This is a genomic window from Thalassolituus sp. UBA6592 (assembly GCF_002433655.1).
Lineage (GTDB): Bacteria > Pseudomonadota > Gammaproteobacteria > Pseudomonadales > Oceanobacteraceae > Venatoribacter.
Genome location: NZ_DJIO01000069.1, coordinates 1,704 through 20,450, shown reverse-complemented (window position 1 = coordinate 20,450; position 18,747 = coordinate 1,704). Strand labels below are relative to the sequence as shown.

22 protein-coding genes are annotated in these 18,747 nt (G+C 53.1%); 8 read left to right on the top strand and 14 right to left on the bottom strand.

Features of this window, described 5'->3' with window-relative positions:
* Nucleotides 1-118: 118 nt before the first annotated feature.
* The 5 genes from B2Z72_RS06880 to rpoE are packed head-to-tail and all read right to left on the bottom strand — an operon-like array spanning nucleotide 119 to nucleotide 4,226.
* Nucleotides 119-1,513 (bottom strand): DegQ family serine endoprotease, encoded by a 1,395-nt coding sequence (locus tag B2Z72_RS06880; RefSeq protein WP_296983157.1) that lies wholly within the window; start codon nucleotides 1,511-1,513, stop codon nucleotides 119-121.
* Nucleotides 1,514-1,531: 18 nt separating this feature from the next.
* On the bottom strand, nucleotides 1,532-1,969 hold the full coding sequence (locus tag B2Z72_RS06875) for a SoxR reducing system RseC family protein (protein WP_296983156.1): 438 nt from the start codon (nucleotides 1,967-1,969) through the stop codon (nucleotides 1,532-1,534).
* A gap of 14 nt (nucleotides 1,970-1,983) precedes the next feature.
* Nucleotides 1,984-2,988, bottom strand: coding sequence for a MucB/RseB C-terminal domain-containing protein (locus B2Z72_RS06870; RefSeq protein ID WP_296983155.1), 1,005 nt, complete (start codon nucleotides 2,986-2,988; stop codon nucleotides 1,984-1,986).
* A 2-nt stretch (nucleotides 2,989-2,990) separates the two neighbouring features.
* Nucleotides 2,991-3,617: a sigma-E factor negative regulatory protein gene (locus B2Z72_RS06865; RefSeq protein ID WP_296983154.1), complete on the bottom strand. Its 627-nt coding sequence runs from the start codon at nucleotides 3,615-3,617 to the stop codon at nucleotides 2,991-2,993.
* A 9-nt stretch (nucleotides 3,618-3,626) separates the two neighbouring features.
* Nucleotides 3,627-4,226, bottom strand: coding sequence for an RNA polymerase sigma factor RpoE (gene rpoE, locus B2Z72_RS06860; protein ID WP_296983158.1), 600 nt, complete (start codon nucleotides 4,224-4,226; stop codon nucleotides 3,627-3,629).
* A 206-nt stretch (nucleotides 4,227-4,432) separates the two neighbouring features.
* On the opposite strand from rpoE, the gene nadB reads away from it, so the two are divergent.
* The 3 genes from nadB to map all read left to right on the top strand — a co-directional run bounded on the left by nadB (nucleotide 4,433) and on the right by map (nucleotide 7,128).
* The gene (gene nadB, locus B2Z72_RS06855; protein ID WP_296983153.1) at nucleotides 4,433-6,040 is read left to right on the top strand and encodes an L-aspartate oxidase; all 1,608 of its coding nucleotides are present in this window, start codon (nucleotides 4,433-4,435) and stop codon (nucleotides 6,038-6,040) included.
* A 72-nt stretch (nucleotides 6,041-6,112) separates the two neighbouring features.
* The gene (locus B2Z72_RS06850) at nucleotides 6,113-6,340 is read left to right on the top strand and encodes a ParD-like family protein (RefSeq protein ID WP_296983152.1); all 228 of its coding nucleotides are present in this window, start codon (nucleotides 6,113-6,115) and stop codon (nucleotides 6,338-6,340) included.
* Nucleotides 6,337-7,128 (top strand): type I methionyl aminopeptidase, encoded by a 792-nt coding sequence (gene map, locus B2Z72_RS06845; protein ID WP_296983151.1) that lies wholly within the window; start codon nucleotides 6,337-6,339, stop codon nucleotides 7,126-7,128. Before B2Z72_RS06850 ends, map begins: the two co-directional genes overlap by 4 nt.
* A gap of 123 nt (nucleotides 7,129-7,251) precedes the next feature.
* Here the strand turns inward: map and B2Z72_RS06840 are convergent, their stop codons facing one another.
* Both B2Z72_RS06840 and B2Z72_RS06835 read right to left on the bottom strand, forming a co-directional pair.
* Nucleotides 7,252-7,632, bottom strand: coding sequence for a hypothetical protein (locus tag B2Z72_RS06840; protein ID WP_296983150.1), 381 nt, complete (start codon nucleotides 7,630-7,632; stop codon nucleotides 7,252-7,254).
* Complete coding sequence (locus B2Z72_RS06835) at nucleotides 7,616-7,870, bottom strand: succinate dehydrogenase assembly factor 2 (RefSeq protein WP_296983148.1); 255 nt, start codon at nucleotides 7,868-7,870, stop codon at nucleotides 7,616-7,618. The genes B2Z72_RS06840 and B2Z72_RS06835 overlap by 17 nt, the downstream gene beginning before the upstream one ends.
* A gap of 245 nt (nucleotides 7,871-8,115) precedes the next feature.
* On the opposite strand from B2Z72_RS06835, the gene B2Z72_RS06830 reads away from it, so the two are divergent.
* Together B2Z72_RS06830 and B2Z72_RS06825 are read left to right on the top strand one after the other, a co-directional pair.
* Nucleotides 8,116-8,997, top strand: a complete 882-nt coding sequence (locus B2Z72_RS06830) for a YgfZ/GcvT domain-containing protein (RefSeq protein ID WP_296983147.1) — start codon at nucleotides 8,116-8,118, stop codon at nucleotides 8,995-8,997.
* Between the two features lie 48 nt (nucleotides 8,998-9,045).
* The gene (locus B2Z72_RS06825) at nucleotides 9,046-9,885 is read left to right on the top strand and encodes an HDOD domain-containing protein (RefSeq protein WP_296983146.1); all 840 of its coding nucleotides are present in this window, start codon (nucleotides 9,046-9,048) and stop codon (nucleotides 9,883-9,885) included.
* Between the two features lie 83 nt (nucleotides 9,886-9,968).
* Here the strand turns inward: B2Z72_RS06825 and B2Z72_RS06820 are convergent, their stop codons facing one another.
* On the bottom strand, nucleotides 9,969-11,090 hold the full coding sequence (locus tag B2Z72_RS06820) for an enoyl-CoA hydratase/isomerase family protein (RefSeq protein ID WP_296983145.1): 1,122 nt from the start codon (nucleotides 11,088-11,090) through the stop codon (nucleotides 9,969-9,971).
* Between the two features lie 96 nt (nucleotides 11,091-11,186).
* Here B2Z72_RS06820 and B2Z72_RS06815 point away from each other — a divergent pair, with 96 nt between their 5' ends.
* Complete coding sequence (locus B2Z72_RS06815; RefSeq protein ID WP_296983144.1) at nucleotides 11,187-11,861, top strand: hypothetical protein; 675 nt, start codon at nucleotides 11,187-11,189, stop codon at nucleotides 11,859-11,861.
* Between the two features lie 107 nt (nucleotides 11,862-11,968).
* Entirely contained in the window at nucleotides 11,969-12,949 is a 981-nt protein-coding gene (locus B2Z72_RS06810) for an alpha/beta fold hydrolase (RefSeq protein WP_296983143.1), read from the top strand.
* A 112-nt stretch (nucleotides 12,950-13,061) separates the two neighbouring features.
* Here B2Z72_RS06810 and B2Z72_RS06805 read toward each other — a convergent pair whose 3' ends face one another.
* Entirely contained in the window at nucleotides 13,062-14,099 is a 1,038-nt protein-coding gene (locus B2Z72_RS06805) for a metallophosphoesterase (RefSeq protein ID WP_296983142.1), read from the bottom strand.
* Nucleotides 14,100-14,405: 306 nt separating this feature from the next.
* Here B2Z72_RS06805 and B2Z72_RS06800 point away from each other — a divergent pair, with 306 nt between their 5' ends.
* Nucleotides 14,406-14,897 carry a hotdog fold domain-containing protein gene (locus B2Z72_RS06800; RefSeq protein WP_296983141.1) on the top strand — a complete coding sequence of 164 codons (492 nt, stop codon included), beginning with the start codon at nucleotides 14,406-14,408 and terminating at the stop codon, nucleotides 14,895-14,897.
* A gap of 78 nt (nucleotides 14,898-14,975) precedes the next feature.
* On the opposite strand, the gene B2Z72_RS06795 is transcribed toward B2Z72_RS06800, so the two are convergent.
* From B2Z72_RS06795 to B2Z72_RS06775, 5 genes are all read right to left on the bottom strand, one after another.
* Nucleotides 14,976-16,274, bottom strand: coding sequence for a tetratricopeptide repeat protein (locus B2Z72_RS06795; protein ID WP_296983140.1), 1,299 nt, complete (start codon nucleotides 16,272-16,274; stop codon nucleotides 14,976-14,978).
* A gap of 14 nt (nucleotides 16,275-16,288) precedes the next feature.
* Entirely contained in the window at nucleotides 16,289-16,909 is a 621-nt protein-coding gene (locus B2Z72_RS06790; RefSeq protein WP_296983139.1) for an energy transducer TonB, read from the bottom strand.
* Nucleotides 16,910-16,911: 2 nt separating this feature from the next.
* On the bottom strand, nucleotides 16,912-17,319 hold the full coding sequence (locus B2Z72_RS06785; protein ID WP_296983138.1) for an ExbD/TolR family protein: 408 nt from the start codon (nucleotides 17,317-17,319) through the stop codon (nucleotides 16,912-16,914).
* A gap of 15 nt (nucleotides 17,320-17,334) precedes the next feature.
* Nucleotides 17,335-17,856, bottom strand: coding sequence for a MotA/TolQ/ExbB proton channel family protein (locus B2Z72_RS06780; protein ID WP_296983137.1), 522 nt, complete (start codon nucleotides 17,854-17,856; stop codon nucleotides 17,335-17,337).
* A gap of 6 nt (nucleotides 17,857-17,862) precedes the next feature.
* A partial coding sequence (locus B2Z72_RS06775; protein WP_297004423.1) for a MotA/TolQ/ExbB proton channel family protein occupies nucleotides 17,863-18,747 on the bottom strand: 885 nt, incomplete at its 5' end.

Here is an 18,747-nt window from a genome sequence, read left to right as displayed (position 1 = left end):
TCTTAAGTGAACAGCATTGCGGCGTAGCCGGGCTTTACTGACTGTCTTGCGGTGCAGTTCTACGGACAGGTGACAGACACCATGTGCCGGCGCCACCACAATCCTTCTGACGCCCTCGCTACTCGTTGATACGCAGCGGAATAAACATAGCAGAACCGCGACGGACAATGCGCATTGGCACACTGCGGTTAGCCGGCAGATCCTTAGCAATACGTTCAAACTCATCCACAGATGTAACGGCATCCCCGGCGATATTGGTAATAATGTCACCATTAACCAGGCCTGAGAACGCCGCCGGGCCGCGTTTCACTTCTTTGACGATCACACCATCACCCACGGCTTTGCGTTGACGGCCACTCAGCTCAGCAACCACAACACCGAGACGTTTACTGGCATGTTCCTGTGGATCACCACTGTTCATCGCCAGTTCAGCGCCGTCTGAGTCCGGCAATACGCCAATCTCAACATTCAATGTTTTACGTTTACCGTTACGTACGATATCAATTTTCGCCTTCTCGCCCGGTTTGATACGGCCAACCTGATGAGGCAGATCAGATGACAGATAAATATCCTTGCCATCGAAACGGGTGATGATATCGCCACTTTCCAGACCCGCTGCTTCGGCAGGGCTGTCCGGTACTACCTGTGCAACCAGAGCACCGGCTGCTTTATCCAGACCAAAGGATTCCGCCAGATCTTTGCTCACTTCCTGAATCACCACGCCTAACCAGCCACGGCTGACCTTACCTTTCTCTTTCAGCTGATCAGCGACGTCCAGCGCAACATTGATCGGGATTGCAAAGGACACACCCATAAAACCACCGGAACGGGTGTAAATCTGTGAGTTAATACCAACCACTTCGCCATCCAGGTTGAACAGTGGGCCACCGGAGTTACCTGGGTTGATGGCGACGTCAGTCTGGATGAAAGGTACGTAGTTTTCGTTTGGCAGGCTGCGGCCTTTCGCACTCACAATGCCGGCGGTAACTGAATAATCAAAGCCAAATGGTGAACCGATGGCAACCACCCACTCACCCACATCAAGCTTGTCAGAATTACCCAGTTCAACCGTTGGCAAATCTTTCGCTTCTACTTTCAGTAACGCCAGATCAGAACTTTCATCCGCACCGATCAGCTTGGCATCCAGTTCACGACGGTCATTGAGACGAACCACAATTTCGTCAGCATCTTTTACAACATGATTATTGGTTAAGATGTAACCGTCATCAGAGATAATAAAACCGGAACCAAGAGAAGCGCGCTCTTCTTCTCCCGGAGCTCCCTGCTGTCCACCCGGACCACCGAAGAAATGGCGGAAAATTTCCGGCACATCCTGGGGTAAACCATAACGCTGTTGAAAACCGGCCGCTTCGATATGCTGCACAGTACTGATATTAACCACGGCTGGAGACGTTTCTTTCACCAGGTCACGAAAATCCGGCAGTTCGGCGCGGGAAACCACACTGAATACCACCAGCACCATAAAGGCTAAACCACGGTATATCTTGCTCATTTTGTTACCTTATATACTTCAGTCTGCTGAAATAACCGAAATCTGCTCACACCCCGGCACCAGTTTAGGTTGCCAGCGGTCCTGGTAACGCCGGGATATGTTTCTGGCCAGAATAAAGCCCACTGCTAAACCAGCCAGCCCCCCGACAGCCGCTGGCGCATCGCCGAACAATTGTCCGACCGACGCACCGGTAATCAGAGTAAGCAAAGGCAGTCCATACAGAATCAGGGCGCTGACAGCCAGACCGCCGGACGGGATACTCAGAATGACTTCCTGACCGACGCTCAGATTCTTATCGCTTTCGACCCAGAGGCGCATCGGACGACCGAGTTTACTGAGACTGTGCTGACCGCAACCTGAACGCGCATTACAGCTGTTACAGGCGCTTTTCTGCACACCCTCAACCCAGACACCACCGTCCCCAAGTTCTGTTACTACGACAATTTCCTGTGTCATAAAGTTCTGCCTTTTCAGTGTCCGGAATCACTCTGCTCCCCGGACGTAACAGCAGGCTGAACAGACGCTGCAATACGGGAAATAGTTGCAGAAGGTAATTCACCAACCGCTGTGATGCGGTAGCGTTCTTCACCTTGTTTACGATAACGCACAGCCGCTGAGGTAGCGCCCCACTGGCTGACCATTTCCGGCATTTTTTCCGCGCCGGCAAGATCAACGAACAGAGTAAATGCCGCGAGGCCGTCGGTATACATAAGGCGCATGGGCGGCTGGCGCAGCGTTTCGTCAGCACCCTCCGGCACTGGCGGAATCAGCTCCCCGGCTTTCATCAGCACGAAACCGGCCGGTACCCACTGCGGTAACCAGGCGGGAGTATCAAGTGAATGGTCGGATATTTTAAAGGCAGGATGTTCATCCAGAGGATGGCCATCACCATCCGGTACAAAATCAGCAGCGCTCAGTGGAATACCGATTTCGACCGTCGCGAACTGGAATCGCTCAAGAACCTGTCCTGCCTGCCCCAGCATATCAGAACGCAGCAGCAGGCCACTTTCCTGATCAAGCCATAAACGATAGCCGTAACGGTTTTCGTCTTTCGGAGAAATAAACAGCTGTTTTGCATAGCGCCCGGCTATGCGCTGAGAATCGGCAAAACGGAAATTATAGGATTCAGAAATGTCTGCGTTTGAATCGATCCCCTGCAGCGGAGAAGGCAGACTGCTGGCAAGACGGACGCTGTGATCGCCCGGGTGAATGCAAATGGTTTCATCACCACTGCGGATAATCTCGCGCGGCACACCAGTGAGATGGCGCAGCATTTCATACTCTTTGCCATCCACGGTACCGTGCTTTACGGAAATGGTTTCCCAGTGCTGCTGGTTACCGTAAATCAACACGCCCTGGTAGTTTTCAGTTTTGAATGCACGTTGCATCTGATCGAGCCAGCCACGTGCGCTTCCTTCAGCATTGGCCAGTGTAACGACACTGGCCAACAAAGGCAGAAGCAACCAGCGCTTCATTATCAGCGACTCTCCTCTTCGCTTTCAAAGTTCACGACGCGGGCGTAAGGCATCACACCACCAGCGTTGCTCATCGCGGCCTGTTCAGTATGCTGCATCACATATTCCTGCAGCTTACGTTGCGCGGCTTCCAGTTCTTCCGGGCTCAGCTCGCTGGCATCTGCCAGAATGACCGGCTGTTCCGTCTTGTCGGCCTGAGCAACAACGGCAGCAGGGACATTCACAGTCTGCGACTGCTCTGCCATCTGCATTTCTCCGGGTGCATTGCCCGTCATACGCACACCGACTAACACAGCCAGAGTTACGGTTGCCGCAACGGCGCCTGACGCCAGCCAGCGGAAGCGCGAATGTTTCTCCACGACCTGAGGTTCATCGGCAGACGAAGCCTGTTCCGCAGGACGACTTACCTCATCCATTGGCTCACCGGCAATGGCCTGAGCAATGCCACGTGACAGATCAACATTGACCGCAGGTTCATCGCGCATCAAAGCGCCAATCATCTGATATCTGTGCCAGGTCTGACGCATCCCGTCGTCACTCTCCAGCTGATTCAGCAGGCGGCGCACCTCAAGTTCATCGGTTTCACCATCAACCAGGGCAGAGAGAGATTCGTTAATACGCTCGTTCATGATTACTCCTCAGGCGATCGCGCTGCCGGACTCAGAGAGTAACGGCTGCATTTTCTTATCAATAGCTTCCCGGGCACGGAAGATTCGGGAACGTACGGTGCCGATCGGGCAATCCATCACTTCCGCGATTTCTTCGTAGCTGAGACCATCCAGTTCACGCAGAGTAACTGCCATACGCAGTTCCTCAGGCAGAGCATCAATGGCATCAAACACCACCTGACGCAGCTCATCGCGCTGAATCAGACTGTCCGGTGTTTCTATATCTTTCATTTTAGCTTCGTCCGCGAAGAACTCAGCATCATCCAGATCAATATCACGGGTCGGCGTTTTGCGACCGCGGCTGACCAGGTAATTTTTGGCAGTATTAACTGCAATACGGTACATCCAGGTATAAAACTGGCTGTCACCACGGAAGGAAGGCAGCGCCCGGTAGGCTTTAATAAAAGCTTCCTGAGTCACATCCTGAGCTTCCGCAAAATCGGAGATATAACGTCCTACCAGCGCAAGGATACGGTGCTGGTATTTGATTACCAGGAGGTCAAAGGCTCGGGAATCGCCTTTCTGCACCCTGGCTACCAGTTGCCGGTCGGTATGTTGTTGGTCAGTCATGCCCTGTTCCGCTGTGGTCTTCTGCGCTAGCGCCGTTGCCGTACTCATCCGTACTGCCTCCTGTGGTTTTGTAGACCTCATTCGAAGCAGTAGAGCGTAATTTTTACGATTAGTTCCCCATCAGTGTATCATGAGGCTCTGTTTGGCCGATATGCCCCGGCCGGGGCCGGTCGTGCCGCCCTATCTGAAATAAGGCTTTCCTGAAAATGAGTCAATCCCATACCTATGATGTACTGATCATCGGCAGTGGTGCTGCCGGACTGACACTGGGACTTTCCCTGCCAGACCATTTGCAGGCCGCTGTCATCAGCAAAGAATCGCTCGATTCCGGTTCTACCCGCTGGGCTCAGGGTGGCGTTGCCGCTGTCCTCGACCAGAACGACAGTGTTGATGCGCACGTTAATGACACCCTGATTGCCGGTGCCGGACTCTGTCATGAGCCTGGCGTGCGCTTTACCGTCGAACATTCCAGCGCTGCGATCCAGTGGCTGATCGATATCGGCGTCCCCTTCACTCAGGACGGACCGGATCATTTCCACCTCACCCGTGAGGGCGGTCACAGCGCGCGGCGCATTATCCACGCCGCCGATGCTACTGGCCATGCCATTTCGGAAACACTGCTGCAACGTGCGCAGGAGAAATCCAATCTGCACATGATGCAGAATTTTATCGCCATTGACCTGATCACCCGGGAAAAACTCGGCCTCGACGGTCACGGCTGTATCGGCGGTTACTTCCTCAATAATGATACCGGAGAAGTCGATGTCATTACCGCCCGCGCCGTGGTTCTGGCTACCGGTGGCGCCAGTAAAGTGTACCTGTATACCAGCAATCCGGATGGCGCTTCCGGCGACGGTATTGCCATGGCCTGGCGTGCCGGATGCCGGGTTGCCAACATGGAATTCAATCAGTTCCACCCAACCTGTCTGTACCACCCGCAGGCCGGCTCCTTCCTGATTTCAGAAGCGGTACGCGGCGAAGGCGGACGTCTGCTGTTACCCGATGGCACACGCTTTATGCAGAACTTCGATGAACGTGGCGAGCTGGCACCGCGCGACATTGTCGCCCGTGCCATCGACCATGAAATGAAGCGCCTCGGTGCCGATTGCCTGTTTCTCGATATCAGCCACAAACCGGCAGATTTTATCAAAGAACACTTCCCGACCATCTATGAACGCTGTCTGGAACTGGGTATCGACATCACCAAAGAGCCGATCCCTGTGGTACCGGCGGCCCACTACACCTGTGGTGGCGTCATCACTGACACCCATGGCCGCACTGACATAGAAAACCTCTATGCGGTGGGCGAAACCGCCTGTACCGGTCTGCATGGTGCCAACCGTCTGGCGAGTAATTCGCTGCTGGAATGCCTGGTATTTGGCCGCTCGGCTGCGGAACACATTGTTGCAACGCTGGATACCAGTGAGCCGATTCCGGAAGCCCCCTGCTGGGATGCCAGCCAGGTCGACGACTCCGATGAAGATGTGGTGATCGCGCACAACTGGGATGAGCTGCGTCGCTTTATGTGGGACTACGTCGGCATTGTGCGCACAACCAAACGCCTGTTGCGCGCCCGCCACCGCGTCAATCTGCTGCGTCAGGAGATTCAGGAGTTCTACAGCAACTACCGTGTCAGTCACGACCTGCTCGAGCTGCGCAATCTGGTGGATGTGGCCGATGTCATTATCCGTTCAGCCCTGCTGCGCAAGGAAAGCCGTGGACTGCATTTCAGCCGCGATTACCCCAAAGCCCTGCCGCGTGCCTTCGATACTGTCCTGACGCCAACCCACCTGAAGGAACTGGGTGAACTCTGAGTTCCATCTGAACGATATATTGCATATACGTTTCATATATACTCCGCATATTAATGATATGCGGAGGTTGCCATGGGCATCGTCAAAATTTCCGAAGAGCTGCACGAAGAAATCCGTGACGCCAGTGCCGTACTTGGCCGTTCCATCAACGGTCAGGCCGAATTCTGGATCAAGATCGGCATGCTGGCCGAATTCTATCCGGAACTGACCTACTCCCAGCTCACGCGTAAACTGCTGGCATCTGCGGACCTGCCGCTGTCACAGCTGCGCGCTCACATTCAACAGGCAGAGGCCGTATGAACATCAATATCAAATCCGCCGCAGATCTCGAACTGATGCGTGAATCCGGACGTCTGCTGGCCAAAGTATTCGCCATGCTGGATGACTTTATTCAACCCGGCATCAATACCATGCAGATCAACGAACGCGTGGAAGAATACATCGTCAACGACCTGCAATCGCGTCCGGCAAGCAAAGGCCAGTACGATTTTCCTTACGTACTGAACACCTCAGTAAATCACGTGGTGTGCCATGGCATGCCGAAGGTCAGCCAGATTCTGCGCAACGGCGACATCATCAACTGCGACATCACGCTGGAAAAGAACGGTTTTATCGCTGATTCCAGCAAAATGTACTGCGTTGGCAAAGTAACACCAGTGGCAAAACGACTGGTGAATACCACCTACGATGCCATGTGGGCCGGCATTCATTCGGTAAAACCCGGTGCAACCCTGGGTGATGTCGGCCATGCCATTCAGAAAGTGGCCGAAGAGGCCGGCTACAGCGTCGTACGTGAATATTGCGGTCACGGTATTGGCCGTGAAATGCACGAAGATCCGCAGGTGCTGCACTATGGCACTCCGGGCACCGGCGTCAAACTGGAAGCCGGTATGGTGTTTACCATCGAACCTATGATCAATCAGGGCGGCCATAAACTGAAACACATGAAAGATGGCTGGACGGTTATTACCCGCGATAAGAAATTATCAGCCCAGTGGGAACATACCATCGCAGTCACAGAGACCGGCTACGAAGTTCTCACCCTGCGTGAAGAAGAAAAAGAAGTACTGGCAGCCGCCAGCGCCTGATCTGACCATTTATAAAACTGTCCGCCGCCGCAGCCTTGCTGTGGCGGCTTTTCAGCCTGACCTGTACTTACAGACGTCTGCTCAGATACCAGTAAGTCGGCATGGCGCCAGAACAAAGGCTGTTCAGTGCCAGCTCTGATACAAAGCAGCTTTCAAACGGCGGAAATCATCCTCACAGCGTACGCTGTCTGCGCGGATGATCACCGATTCCCAGGGTCTCCAGGACCAGTTCAATAACACCAGATACCGCCGCCGGATACTCCCGGCACGCCACTCGACGTACTGCCGGCCCGCCCCCTGATCAAGCCACCAACCGGATGCATCCACGCCCAGCCGGGTGACCTTAGTGCCGGGCCAGAACAGCAGAACACTCAGCAGCAGTGCAACAGGCAGCAACAGCGGGACCGTCAGCAAGGCAAACAGACACAATGCAATGGCCGTAATGGCATTCAGCCGGCGTTGCTGGCGGGATGGCTGCAGTTGCCACTCAGCGGCTGCGGGCATGCTCCCGCACCAGATTCACAATACGTTCCATATCCGCTTCCTGCGGGGTGACATGTTCCATAAACCAGGTAAACAGATCCGGATCTTCGCGTTCCAGCATCTCCCGGTAGCGGGCCTTATCATCATCAGCCAGTGAGGCATAAGCCTCCTCAGCGAAAGGCACCAGCAATACGTCCAGCTCCAGCATACCGCGGCGGCTGTGCCAGCAGACGCGTTTTAAATCGATATCGTCAGCCACATTGTTCTCCTGTCGGGGTGGGGCCTTGGCAAAAATCACAGACTCCGGATAACACACTATTGACCGGCAGCATCTCAGTGTGAGCGCCAGACCGGGCCTCCGGATCCATCAGCGGCGCGAGTATACCAGATTCACAAAGCGGTCAGAGCACCACAATGGACTGTCTGTTGCGCGATGCAAATGCATCCTGTTTTAAAGTAGACTGCTGCCAACAGCAAAGTCTTAACCGACGTCATGGAGCCATCATGTCTCAGCCGCAATTTATCCAGACCATCCACCTCAGCGACTACGCCATCCTGTCGGTCAAAGGTCCGGACAGCGAACGTTTCCTGCAGGGGCAGCTGACCTGCGACGCAGTCAAACTGGCCGATCAGCACTGGCAGACCGGCGCCTGCTGTACCGCCAAAGGACGCATGGTTGCCAACTTTATTATCGCCCGCAGCGGTAGTGACTACCTGCTGCGTCTGCCAATTGCTCAGGCTGAAGCCCTGCAGCAGCATCTGAGCCGCTACGCCGTGTTTTATAAAACCACCATGGCCATTGAAAGCGATCTGCAGGTAATCGGCAAAATTCCTGCGGAGGCCTCTCAGGCGACTCTGGAGGGACAACATCCACTGCTGCAGACTGATAGCAGCTATGTCCTGAGCTGGCCAGATGGCCGCGAGGAATGCTGGTCAGCCGCGGAAACAGCGGATGCCACAGACGACGTCAGCGCCTGGGCTGCGCTGGACATCGAAGAAGGCATCGTCTGGGTCACTGCAGCCAGCCGCGAAGCCTGGGTGCCACAGTTTGTTGATATGACCGCCCAGGGCGGCATCAGCTTTCACAAAGGCTGTTATACCGGCCAGGAGATTGTTGCCCGTCTGCAATATCTGGGAAAAACCAAAAAGCATCTGGTGAAAGCCTCTTCGGATGTGCCATTAACGGCAGAGATTACCGGCCATATTACGGACGGCAACGGCAAAAATATCGGCGAAATCGCCGCATGGCAGCAGGACAAAGGCCTGATCATTATTCAGGGCGAGCTGCCAACCCACGCACAGATTGGTGAAAATACCGTGCAGCTGTCTGAGCTTTTCTATACTGAAGAGATGAGCGCAGAGGAATCTGCTCAATCCAACGAGTAAACCGCAGCAAGGATGGTCCTGTCTGCGGCATTGCAGAGAGGCCCAACCATGAGCAACCTGGCCTTACAGGTTAAAGACGATATCGTCGCCAAAATCAAAAATGATCAGCTGGTTCTCCCCACCCTGCCGGAAATTGCCCTGCAGGTGCAGGAGATTGCTGAAGACGCCGCCACCACGATCCCGCAGCTGACTAAAATCATTGCTCAGGATCCTGCGATGACCGCACGCATCATTAAGGTCACCAACAGCCCGCTGATCCGCACCAGCTCGCCGGTGACCGATCTCAACACAGCGATATCCCGCCTCGGCATCGACTTTACCAGTAACCTCTGTGTCGGTCTGGCCATGGAACAGATGTTTCAGGCCACCCATGACATCATTGATAAACGCATGCGCAGCTGCTGGTCACGGGCCATGGAAGTCGCTGCCACCTGCCAGGTACTGGCCCGTCATTACACCAGACTGCAGCCCGATCAGGCCCTGTTAGCCGGGCTTATTCACCAGATCGGTATGCTGCCCATTCTTTCTTACGCAGAAGACAACGCTGATCTGCTGCATGACAGTATTTCGCTGGATCTGGTGCTGGAAAAACTGCACCCGTCGCTGGGTAGCTATATCCTGCGCAGCTGGGATTTCCAGCCGGATCTGGCACTGGTGCCGAAGGAATATCTGAATCTCAAGCACACCGCCGACAGTGCGGATTACACCGATCTGGTGCAGGTCGCAACGTTGCAAAGCTACGCTGGCAGCGACCATCCGCTGGGAAAAGTAAACCGTACTGAATTGGGATCATTCCAGCGTCTGGGGCTGGCGGCAGACGAGGAAGTGACGCAACTGGAAGCACTGTCGGAAGAGATGGAAGCCACCCAAAACGCGCTGGGCATGTAATTCACGGTGCTCTCTGCATGACTTCCTGCATGACTGCACCGGGGCCTGGCCCGGTCTGCATCCCGGGCAATCGACCTGCCGGTTTAAAGATCTTTCAGCGGGTGGTCCGCCGGTTTCCATGGCGCTGCCATTAACGCGTCTACCCACTCCGCCGGCACCTGATCTACCGAACTGTGTTGCCACTGTGGCGCATAATCTTTGTCGATGACCATTGCGCGGATGCCCTCAGCAAAATCCGGATGCCGGACAGCCTGCCAGGCCAGATCCAGCTCCCACTGCACAACCTCTTTCAGACTCAAAAAAGCGCCGCGCTGCAATTGCTCTATAATCAGAGCCGCCGTCGCCGGACAGCCCTTGTGAAAATTAGCAATGCCCTGTTGCAGCCACGGCTGATCACCCGCATAGCGGGCAAACTGCAAGGCAATATCTGCAAGTTCCCGGCTGGCAAATAACTGCTGCAAATCATCCTGAGCGGACGCCAGCTCACTGGCGGGCATAACAGCCTCCGCTGCCGGCTCCATGTCGTGCAGCAGGGTGCGCACAGTGCGATGATTTTCGGCTTTATTTGTCCCCCAGGAGGCCTTTTTCAGCCGCTGCAACATCTGGTCATAATCAGTATGCTGCAATGCATACTGTGTTAAGCCAAGTGTGCGACAATCCGGTGCATTCATGTGGCTGCCGCTTAATGCCATCCAGTGTCCGACTGGGTACGGCAAACGGGACAGATACCAGCTTGCGGCAACATCCGGGAAAAGCCCGATGCGGACTTCCGGCCAGGCGAGCTTCAGGGATTCGGTACCGACGCGGTGATTAGCGCCAATAAAAAGGCCTAATCCTCCGCCCATCACAAAGCCGTTGCCCCAGGCAATTAACGGCTTATTGAACAGATGCACACGATAGTTTTTTGCATACTCGCCACGAAAGAAATCATCCGCGTACTGATACTGATCTTCACCCGGTTGCATACTGTCGTAAATTTTGCGGATATCTCCGCCGGCGCAAAATGCTTTATCGCCGGCGCCCCTCATCACCACGGCGACCACTCGACTGTCGCGCTGCCACTGCTGCAACTGCTGATCAATCATCTCCACCATAGCCAGATCCACGGCATTCATCGCCGCCAGTGCATTCAGGGTGATAATGCCTATGTCATGGCCGCTGGCTGTTTTGCGTGTGCTGACTAATACGGGTTTGGCTTTGGTCAATCTGGTCTCCTTAAGCAGATTCAGAATTCATGGGAAGAGAAGCCTGTGGCCAATGAGTGTTACACTCGCTGCAGGCTGACATTTTACGGATACCCAATGCTGTCAATCATTCCTCTGCTGAGTCTGCTGGTTGTTCTCTTGGTAGTCGGGCTGCTGATTTTTGTGTTGCTGCTGGACACCGGACGACGCGGACGCGATCTCGCCACTGCCGGCAAGTCCATTGGCCTGGAATATCGCCCCTACGCGGCGCTCAGCCATGAAATCCGCGACGCTCACTTTGTATTACTGGAGTGTGGCCAGTTCCGTCACTTCCGCCATCTGCTGGAAGGTCGCCACCCGAATGGTCGTTATATTAACACCTTCGATTACAGTCTGATCACGCCCGGCGGTACCTCTACGCAAACACTCTTGTTAGTGGAGTGTAAATTAGCGGCAGCAGAGCGCTTTGAAATTGAGAAAGATACCTGGCTGCGTCAGGATACATTCTGTGAAAGCCTGCAGGACCCGCTCTACCCGCTGCGCCCGGAACAAAAACCCATGTTGCTGAGACGCTGGCATATCAGCAGCGATCAGCCGCAGAACTTCTGGCAACGCCTGACCCCGGAGCTGAGCGACTGGTTTTTGGCGCACCCGAACCTTCACATCGAATGGTCTGCTGGCATTCTGCTGATCTGCCGGCCGCACCATCTGCTGGAAGCCGATCAGATTGACGAAGCCATAAAACACGCTGATGATCTCTGCCAGTTACTTGCTGGCAAAGGAAAGGCCTGACGTCTGCAATGCTAAAGATGCGACAGAATAACGCCATTCAGCCCTGCAGAGATTCAGCGCTGAGTTTTACCGTTCAGCTGTCGCCTTAAATACCCTGGAACCCGGTTATGACACCCCGATATTTTCTGCCAATCATTGCCGTTGTGATCATGCTGATCAGCGGCTGCACCAATACACAACAGGACACTTTGCTGGACAAAACCATGCAATATGGCCGCACGGCACAGGGCTTCAGCGTCGGCGAGCAAAACGTTGGCGATATGTCTCTGAACTATATGGAACGGCCCGGTATCGGCCCGGTGGTGCTGTTAATTCATGGATTTTCAGCCAACAAAGAAACCTGGCTTAAACTGGCAGCCGAATTGCCCGATGATTATTACCTGATCGCACCGGACCTCGCCGGCCATGGTGACAGCCCGGCACCGGCAAACGGTGACTACAATCTGATTACCCAAACCGACCGTCTGCAGCACCTGATGGCAGCAAAAGGCTTCGCGAATATTCACCTGATCGGTAATTCCATGGGTGGCGCCATCGCAACCATTTACGCAGCACGTTACCCGGATGAAGTTGCCAGCCTGACTCTGATTGATGCGGCCGGAGTTGATTCACCTAATCCAAGCCCATTTATGCAGGCACTTTCTTCCGGAAAAAATCCACTGATTGCGACTGACGAAGAAAGCTTTGAATACCGCTGGGATATGATTATGGAGCAACCGCCCTTTGTTCCATGGCCGATCCGCCCGGCTATGATACGTAAGACCATCAACCGCGCCGAAATAAACCGCATCATTTTTGACGATATGCTGGCGACCCGGGATCAGCTTCAGCAACAGGACTTTGAAGCTATGGTCGAGGAAAATATTCACATGCCGGTACTGATTATCTGGGGCGCACAGGATCGGGTACTGGATGTCTCATCGGTTGACGTCTTTGCATCCATGATGCCACAGGCGGAAACACATATTATGCCCGGAACCGGCCATGTGCCGCAGATAGAGGAAGCGGATAAAACAGCGGAAATTACCGCTGCTTTTATTGCCGCTGTTCAGCCCACAGCTCTGGCACAACACAATACGCCAAAATAAGTCGCCCAAATAAAGTAAAACCATCTGGAAAGACTAGCTGACACAGCGATTAAACACAGTGAACGAAAGATACTGAATAATCCGCTAAAACAGGGACGGATATCCTCTTCGTTCACTTATGCATGGAGGAGCCAAACGCCGCCTCATAATGACCATCGTTTTTATCCACTGTGTACACAGTACCGCGCAGGGTGTCTGCAGAAAGTACAACGTAAAGAAAACCCAACGTGTCTCCTGCCTGCCATATTGCCGGGTTACGTTCTTTATCCGCCAGTGCCGTTTCTTTCGCCCCGGCTCCCGAAATAATCTCTGTGGTGTTTCCGCATTCGGCAACCGGGCGGAGCCATTGCAGATTGTGATCATGGCCAGCAAACAGCAGATCCGCTTTACCACAGACGTGGTCAGTTAACAGATTCTTATACAGAATGCCCTGATTCTTATGACCACCATAATTTCCCGCGTTACCGTGGCGGCCGTTGGAATACAGAGGAAAATGGCCGAATACGATTTTCCAGCGGGCGTCGCTCTGTGCAAATTGGGTGTCCAGCCAGGCGCCCTGCTGATCACGATAGGCTTTCTGAGATGCAGAATACTGAGTATCTGCGGGCCCTGCCAATGGCGCACCATCTATGGCCAGAAACGTTGCCAGCGGGTGCGGCGCATCCGGTAAATCAACCCGATAGTAACGGCCTGGCATCTGCCATTTTCCGTCTTTGTTGCCTTTACCCTTCCCCTTGTCATAGGTGTACTGAACTTCATATCCGCCAGACAGACTCTCTCCGGCCAGCTCTTTTTCAGCGGTCGGGTCATCATGATTACCGATGACCATATAAAAAGGAAAATTCAACTCTGCGTAAGGTATTTCAAATTTGCTCTCGAACTGCGCATCAGAACCGCTCTTTACGCCATGTTCATACACGTTATCACCGAGGCCGAGAGCAAAATCACACCCTCTGGACTGACACACAGCTCTGATGGCATCTGCCACCTGATGCTGTCCATCGCCTCCGGTGCCGGTATCGCCAATAACGATAAAGCGCAGAAATCCGGTAGGTTCTGAGCTGTAATCAGCACCTTCAGCCGCATAACTCACTACAGGCAGAACGGCGCACAAAATACTGAAGAAGGCGAAGGTATTTATCTTAATCATGCCGGAATACGTTCAGTTAAGAACATTCCTCTGTGCAGAAAACCGAACACCAGGGTAGCAGATAAAGCAGTGCCTTCACTTAAGGTTATCTTAAGGCCAGATAAGGTGAATGCTGCAGAAATCGGTATTCACCGTGCCCTTGGCCACAGTCCCCTGTCAGCACTGACATATTCAGACATCTGCTGCTTGCTATATACTCAGAGGCTAAAAAGTACCAACTGGCTGTTTATCTGCATGCAATGCTGCACGTGACCCGCTGAAGCACCAGTTCCGGCACAATCCAACCATAACAAGAAGCTGAAGATTATGACCAAGCCAAACCGCCTGACCCGGGTGATCAATAAAGTATCTGGCATGCCGAAGAGCCTGCAGCCCTGGATTCTGTCCAAAGTCATGGGCCGTGTGATCCCGTTCGCCGGCACCGCTGGCACACGGGTTGAAAAACTGACCCCGAATGAATGCATCATCATTATGCGCAATCGCCGTAAAGTGCAGAACCATATCGGCAGCGTTCACGCAGCCGCCATGGGATTACTGGCAGAATCCGCAACCGGCTTTATGACAGGTATGAGTGTTCCGGACGACCGGATCATTGTGATCCGCTCCATGCAACTCGAGTATCTCAAGCGCGCCAGCGGCGATATGACGGCCAGAGCCAGCTTCAGCGATGAGCAGCTCGATTATGTAAAAAATACAGAAAAAGGCGAGATACAGGTTCCGGTAACCATTACCGATGCCAGCGGCACAGAAACCGTCAGAGCAACCATGATATGGGCGTGGACGCCCAAAAGCCGCTGATGTCAACAGGCGGAGATTTAACCCATAAAAAACGCCCGCTGATGCGGGCGTTTTTTATGGCGAAAGCGAGCGGAAAAATCAGTTCACAGAAGCCATATATTCACGGCGCTTCTGCTCCGCTTCAACAAATGCCAGCCACTGGGCGGCAGTCTTTTCAGCTTCAGGGAATTTCTCAGCCGCTGCAAAGCTCTGTCTGGCACCATTCAGATCGTTCATATTGAACAGAATATTACCTTTCAGAATATAAGCATTAGATGACTTATCAAAGTCATCGTCTTTCAATGCCGCGTTGACATTATTCAGAGCCAGTTTCCATTCCTGGCGCTCCGTATGAATCTGAGCGAGCTTGAAGAAATCCGAGCCCTTCTGTGATTCACCAGCCGCTTTGGTCATCGCAACAATAGCTTTGTCATATTCTTTGGCCAGCATCCACGCATCACCCAGCGTAGACAGGTTTTTTGCTGTCGGCTTGATGATTTCGTCCTTCAGACCTTTTTCCAGAATATTGGCTGCCTTGTACGGAATATCCTGCCCCATCAGAGCGTAAGCGAGACTGATCAGATCACTTTCACGCTTCAGATAACCCTGATCGTAAGCTGTTTCCAGGGTCGACAATTCCTTCAGAGGCTTATTCAGTTCACTGTAAACAGCCGCTAACTGAGTCCAGTACTGAGGCTTAGGATACAGTGTCGCCAGATCCTGCAGACAGCGGGCCAGATTGTTAAAATCTTTGTTCTGGTAATAAACCGCACGCTCCAGCATCAGCCAGTTTTCTTTTGGCTGATTGCCCTGCTGTTTAACCAGCGCAATGGCCTTTTTAACATCCGGCAGCGCTTTGCCGTACTGCTCCAGCTGAAACTGCATCTGCGCGCGCAGGATATAAGCTTCAGGTCCTGGCTTTTCTACTACGGCAAACCATTTATTCAGCATCACCAGAGACTTTTTGTAGTCTTCCTGAATCAGGTAAAGCTTGGCCAGACTATACAGTGTTGTCTGTTCCAGACTTTCAGGAATACTGTCGATGGCCACAACCTGCTCGTACGCTTTAATAGCACCGGCATAATCTTCCTGATTGAAATACACATACGCGTACATATTGAACGTCATGGCCTGCTCATAAGAGTTACGGCGAATCTTTTCAACTGACGCCAGCTCATCCAGCGCTTCTGCATATTTCTTTTCGTCGGCTTTAGCACGAACAGCATCCAGTTTATTAAAAATAACCGGGCGCATGGTCTGACTGCGACGAACACGCTTCTTGGAAGACTGCGAATCAGAATTCTCAGCTGCTGCCGCCTGTGGCACTGCCACTGGCAGCAACGCAAGGGAGCTGTATCCGAGTATGGCACTCAGTGCGATAATAACGGGCTTTTTCATACTCACCTCGCCTGTCAGTTCTTGGCCAGTTCAAAACGGATAATGTTGCGCACGCCTGTTACTTCTACTGGCTTACCATTTTCCATTTTTGGCTTATATTTAAACTTGGTTACTGCCTGCTTGGCGGACTGATCAAAAATACCTGCTGGCTGAGCTTCAACAACCACGGGATCAACAACCGTTCCCAGAGTTGTTACGGTAAATTCGACAACCACGTAACCTTCAATACCCTTCTGTGCAGCACGGCGCGGATAATTCGGCGCGACTTTCACAATCGGCAGATATTCGCCATCACCGGTACCACCACTCAGACCAGCATCAACATTCAGATCTGCACCCAGATCAAAACCGCCGATATCAAATGCAGAAGTATCCGCTTTGGCGATATCCGGGCGTGGCATATCCGGCTGCGGTGGTTCCTCCGGCGGAGCCGGTGGTTTTTCCGGCTTGCGGTCTTTGGTCTGCACGTCGTCGTCCGGTTTGGACATCACAAAGCTCTGCAGCTTGCCGTAGTCCTGTTCATTCAGAACAGAACCACCACTGCTGATCAGACTCTGCATCATCCAGAACACGGCGAAAGTAGCAGCCGCGGCAACCGCCAGTGCAGCGCCGAAGCGAAGCATCACGGATTGCATTATCAGTTCTCCGTTGCCAGTGAAACGTCGTAAACACCCGCTGCCCGGGCAGCATCCATCACAGCAACCAGAAGACGGGTTTTCGCCTCTTCGTCGGCCTGAATAACGACAGTTCCCTGTGGATTTTCTGCGTGCATGCGTTCGATGTTGGCACGTACCTGGCTTTCATCTACGCGGCGCTTATCGATCCAGATTTCACCCATATCATTGATGGCAATCAGGATGTTAGCGCGCGGTTTTGCCTGAGAGGTACTGGCATCCGGACGATTAACTTCAATACCGGTTTCTTTAACAAAAGACGCTGTCACGATAAAGAAAATCAGCATGATAAAAACCACGTCGAGCATTGGCGTAATATCGATTTCGCCTTCTTCTGCCTGAGCAGACATATTAGAAAAACCACGTCTCATAACATTACTTCCAAATTAGTGGTCAAAAGTTAACTGGTCTTCAAGATGGACCTGTTTACGCTTGATATAACGATCCAGAATGGATTGGGCGAACACCCCGGTCAAAGCACCTACCATCCCGGCCATAGTCGGAATCGTCGCTTTGGAAATACCGGATGCCATCGCTTTCGGACTGCCATTCCCCAGGAACGCCATCACGTCGAATACTTCGATCATGCCGTAAACAGTACCCAGCAAACCGAACAGAGGCGCCAATCCGACCAGCATCTTAATGGTCGACATACCGGCGGACATTTCCGAACCCAGACGGGCAATAATTTCCTGACGGATCTGGTGAGCCGTCCAGGAAGTGCGCTCTGCGCGCGCTTCCCATTCACGGATCGCATTCTTCACATGATTGCGATAAACAAAAGCGAAGTATGCAGTGCGTTCCAGTACCATCAGCCAGAGGATAAATATCAGTCCCATGATGGCGAAGAGGACTTCGCCTCCCCGCTCAAGGAACAGATATACCGGCTCGTATAATTCTGTGAACATTGCGAATTACGCCGCTTTAGAGTGTTGCTGTTCAGCCTGGCGAGCCAGAATACCGGTGGCACGTTCTTCCAGGATCATCATCAGTTCACGGGAACGGTTGTTGGTCAGTGTGTGCAGGAATACACATGGAATCGCTGCCACCAGACCCAGAACGGTTGTTACCAGTGCCTGAGAAATACCGCCAGCCATCAGCTTAGGATCGCCGGTGCCGAACAGAGACATGGTTTCAAACACGTCGATCATACCGGTTACCGTACCCAGCAGACCCAGCAGAGGTGCAACAACAGAGATGATTTTGATCCAGCCAATGGCGCGGGTCAGACGTGGAATTTCTGCAGCAATAGCTTCACCCAGGTGCAGTTCCAGTGTTTCTGTATCAGCATTTTTATTGGCATTAAATACCGCCATAACACGACCCAGAGCATTATTTTCGTTCGGAGTTTCCGATTTCATCTGACTCTTGATTTTGTTGCCTTCGCTGTACAGTACAATCATGCGCCATACCGCCAGCAGAACACCGATCGCACCCAGCACCAGAATGATGTAACCAACCACACCGCCCTGATCAACACGGTCGCCAAGTTCAGGTGACTGACCCATGATTTTCAGCAGTTGGCCGCGGGAAGGATCGACCCAGAAACCGGTCAGTTGTGTACCGGAAGCAGATTCCAGTTCAGATACAGGGCCTGTGTAGCGGCCACCCGGCTGCTTATCCAGTTCCACCAGACGGCTGGCTTCCAGATCCCAGTTCAGATACTTGCCATCAGCAACAGCATTAAAGCCACCGATACGGATAACATTTTTATTGGTCGTTTCACCGGATGGCAGAACCACTTCAGCGTTGTATTCAGCAATACGGCCACTGAAAGTCATTTCACGCTGCATTTCAAA

Coding starts and splice junctions, on each gene's coding strand:
- B2Z72_RS06880 (WP_296983157.1), bottom strand. CDS start 1,513: ATGAGCAAGATATACCGTGGTTTAGCCTTTATGGTGCTGGTGGTATTC.
- B2Z72_RS06875 (WP_296983156.1), bottom strand. CDS start 1,969: ATGACACAGGAAATTGTCGTAGTAACAGAACTTGGGGACGGTGGTGTC.
- B2Z72_RS06870 (WP_296983155.1), bottom strand. CDS start 2,988: ATGAAGCGCTGGTTGCTTCTGCCTTTGTTGGCCAGTGTCGTTACACTG.
- B2Z72_RS06865 (WP_296983154.1), bottom strand. CDS start 3,617: ATGAACGAGCGTATTAACGAATCTCTCTCTGCCCTGGTTGATGGTGAA.
- rpoE (WP_296983158.1), bottom strand. CDS start 4,226: ATGACTGACCAACAACATACCGACCGGCAACTGGTAGCCAGGGTGCAG.
- nadB (WP_296983153.1), top strand. CDS start 4,433: ATGAGTCAATCCCATACCTATGATGTACTGATCATCGGCAGTGGTGCT.
- B2Z72_RS06850 (WP_296983152.1), top strand. CDS start 6,113: ATGGGCATCGTCAAAATTTCCGAAGAGCTGCACGAAGAAATCCGTGAC.
- map (WP_296983151.1), top strand. CDS start 6,337: ATGAACATCAATATCAAATCCGCCGCAGATCTCGAACTGATGCGTGAA.
- B2Z72_RS06840 (WP_296983150.1), bottom strand. CDS start 7,632: ATGCCCGCAGCCGCTGAGTGGCAACTGCAGCCATCCCGCCAGCAACGC.
- B2Z72_RS06830 (WP_296983147.1), top strand. CDS start 8,116: ATGTCTCAGCCGCAATTTATCCAGACCATCCACCTCAGCGACTACGCC.
- B2Z72_RS06825 (WP_296983146.1), top strand. CDS start 9,046: ATGAGCAACCTGGCCTTACAGGTTAAAGACGATATCGTCGCCAAAATC.
- B2Z72_RS06815 (WP_296983144.1), top strand. CDS start 11,187: ATGCTGTCAATCATTCCTCTGCTGAGTCTGCTGGTTGTTCTCTTGGTA.
- B2Z72_RS06810 (WP_296983143.1), top strand. CDS start 11,969: ATGACACCCCGATATTTTCTGCCAATCATTGCCGTTGTGATCATGCTG.
- B2Z72_RS06805 (WP_296983142.1), bottom strand. CDS start 14,099: ATGATTAAGATAAATACCTTCGCCTTCTTCAGTATTTTGTGCGCCGTT.
- B2Z72_RS06800 (WP_296983141.1), top strand. CDS start 14,406: ATGACCAAGCCAAACCGCCTGACCCGGGTGATCAATAAAGTATCTGGC.
- B2Z72_RS06795 (WP_296983140.1), bottom strand. CDS start 16,274: ATGAAAAAGCCCGTTATTATCGCACTGAGTGCCATACTCGGATACAGC.
- B2Z72_RS06790 (WP_296983139.1), bottom strand. CDS start 16,909: ATGCAATCCGTGATGCTTCGCTTCGGCGCTGCACTGGCGGTTGCCGCG.
- B2Z72_RS06785 (WP_296983138.1), bottom strand. CDS start 17,319: ATGAGACGTGGTTTTTCTAATATGTCTGCTCAGGCAGAAGAAGGCGAA.
- B2Z72_RS06780 (WP_296983137.1), bottom strand. CDS start 17,856: ATGTTCACAGAATTATACGAGCCGGTATATCTGTTCCTTGAGCGGGGA.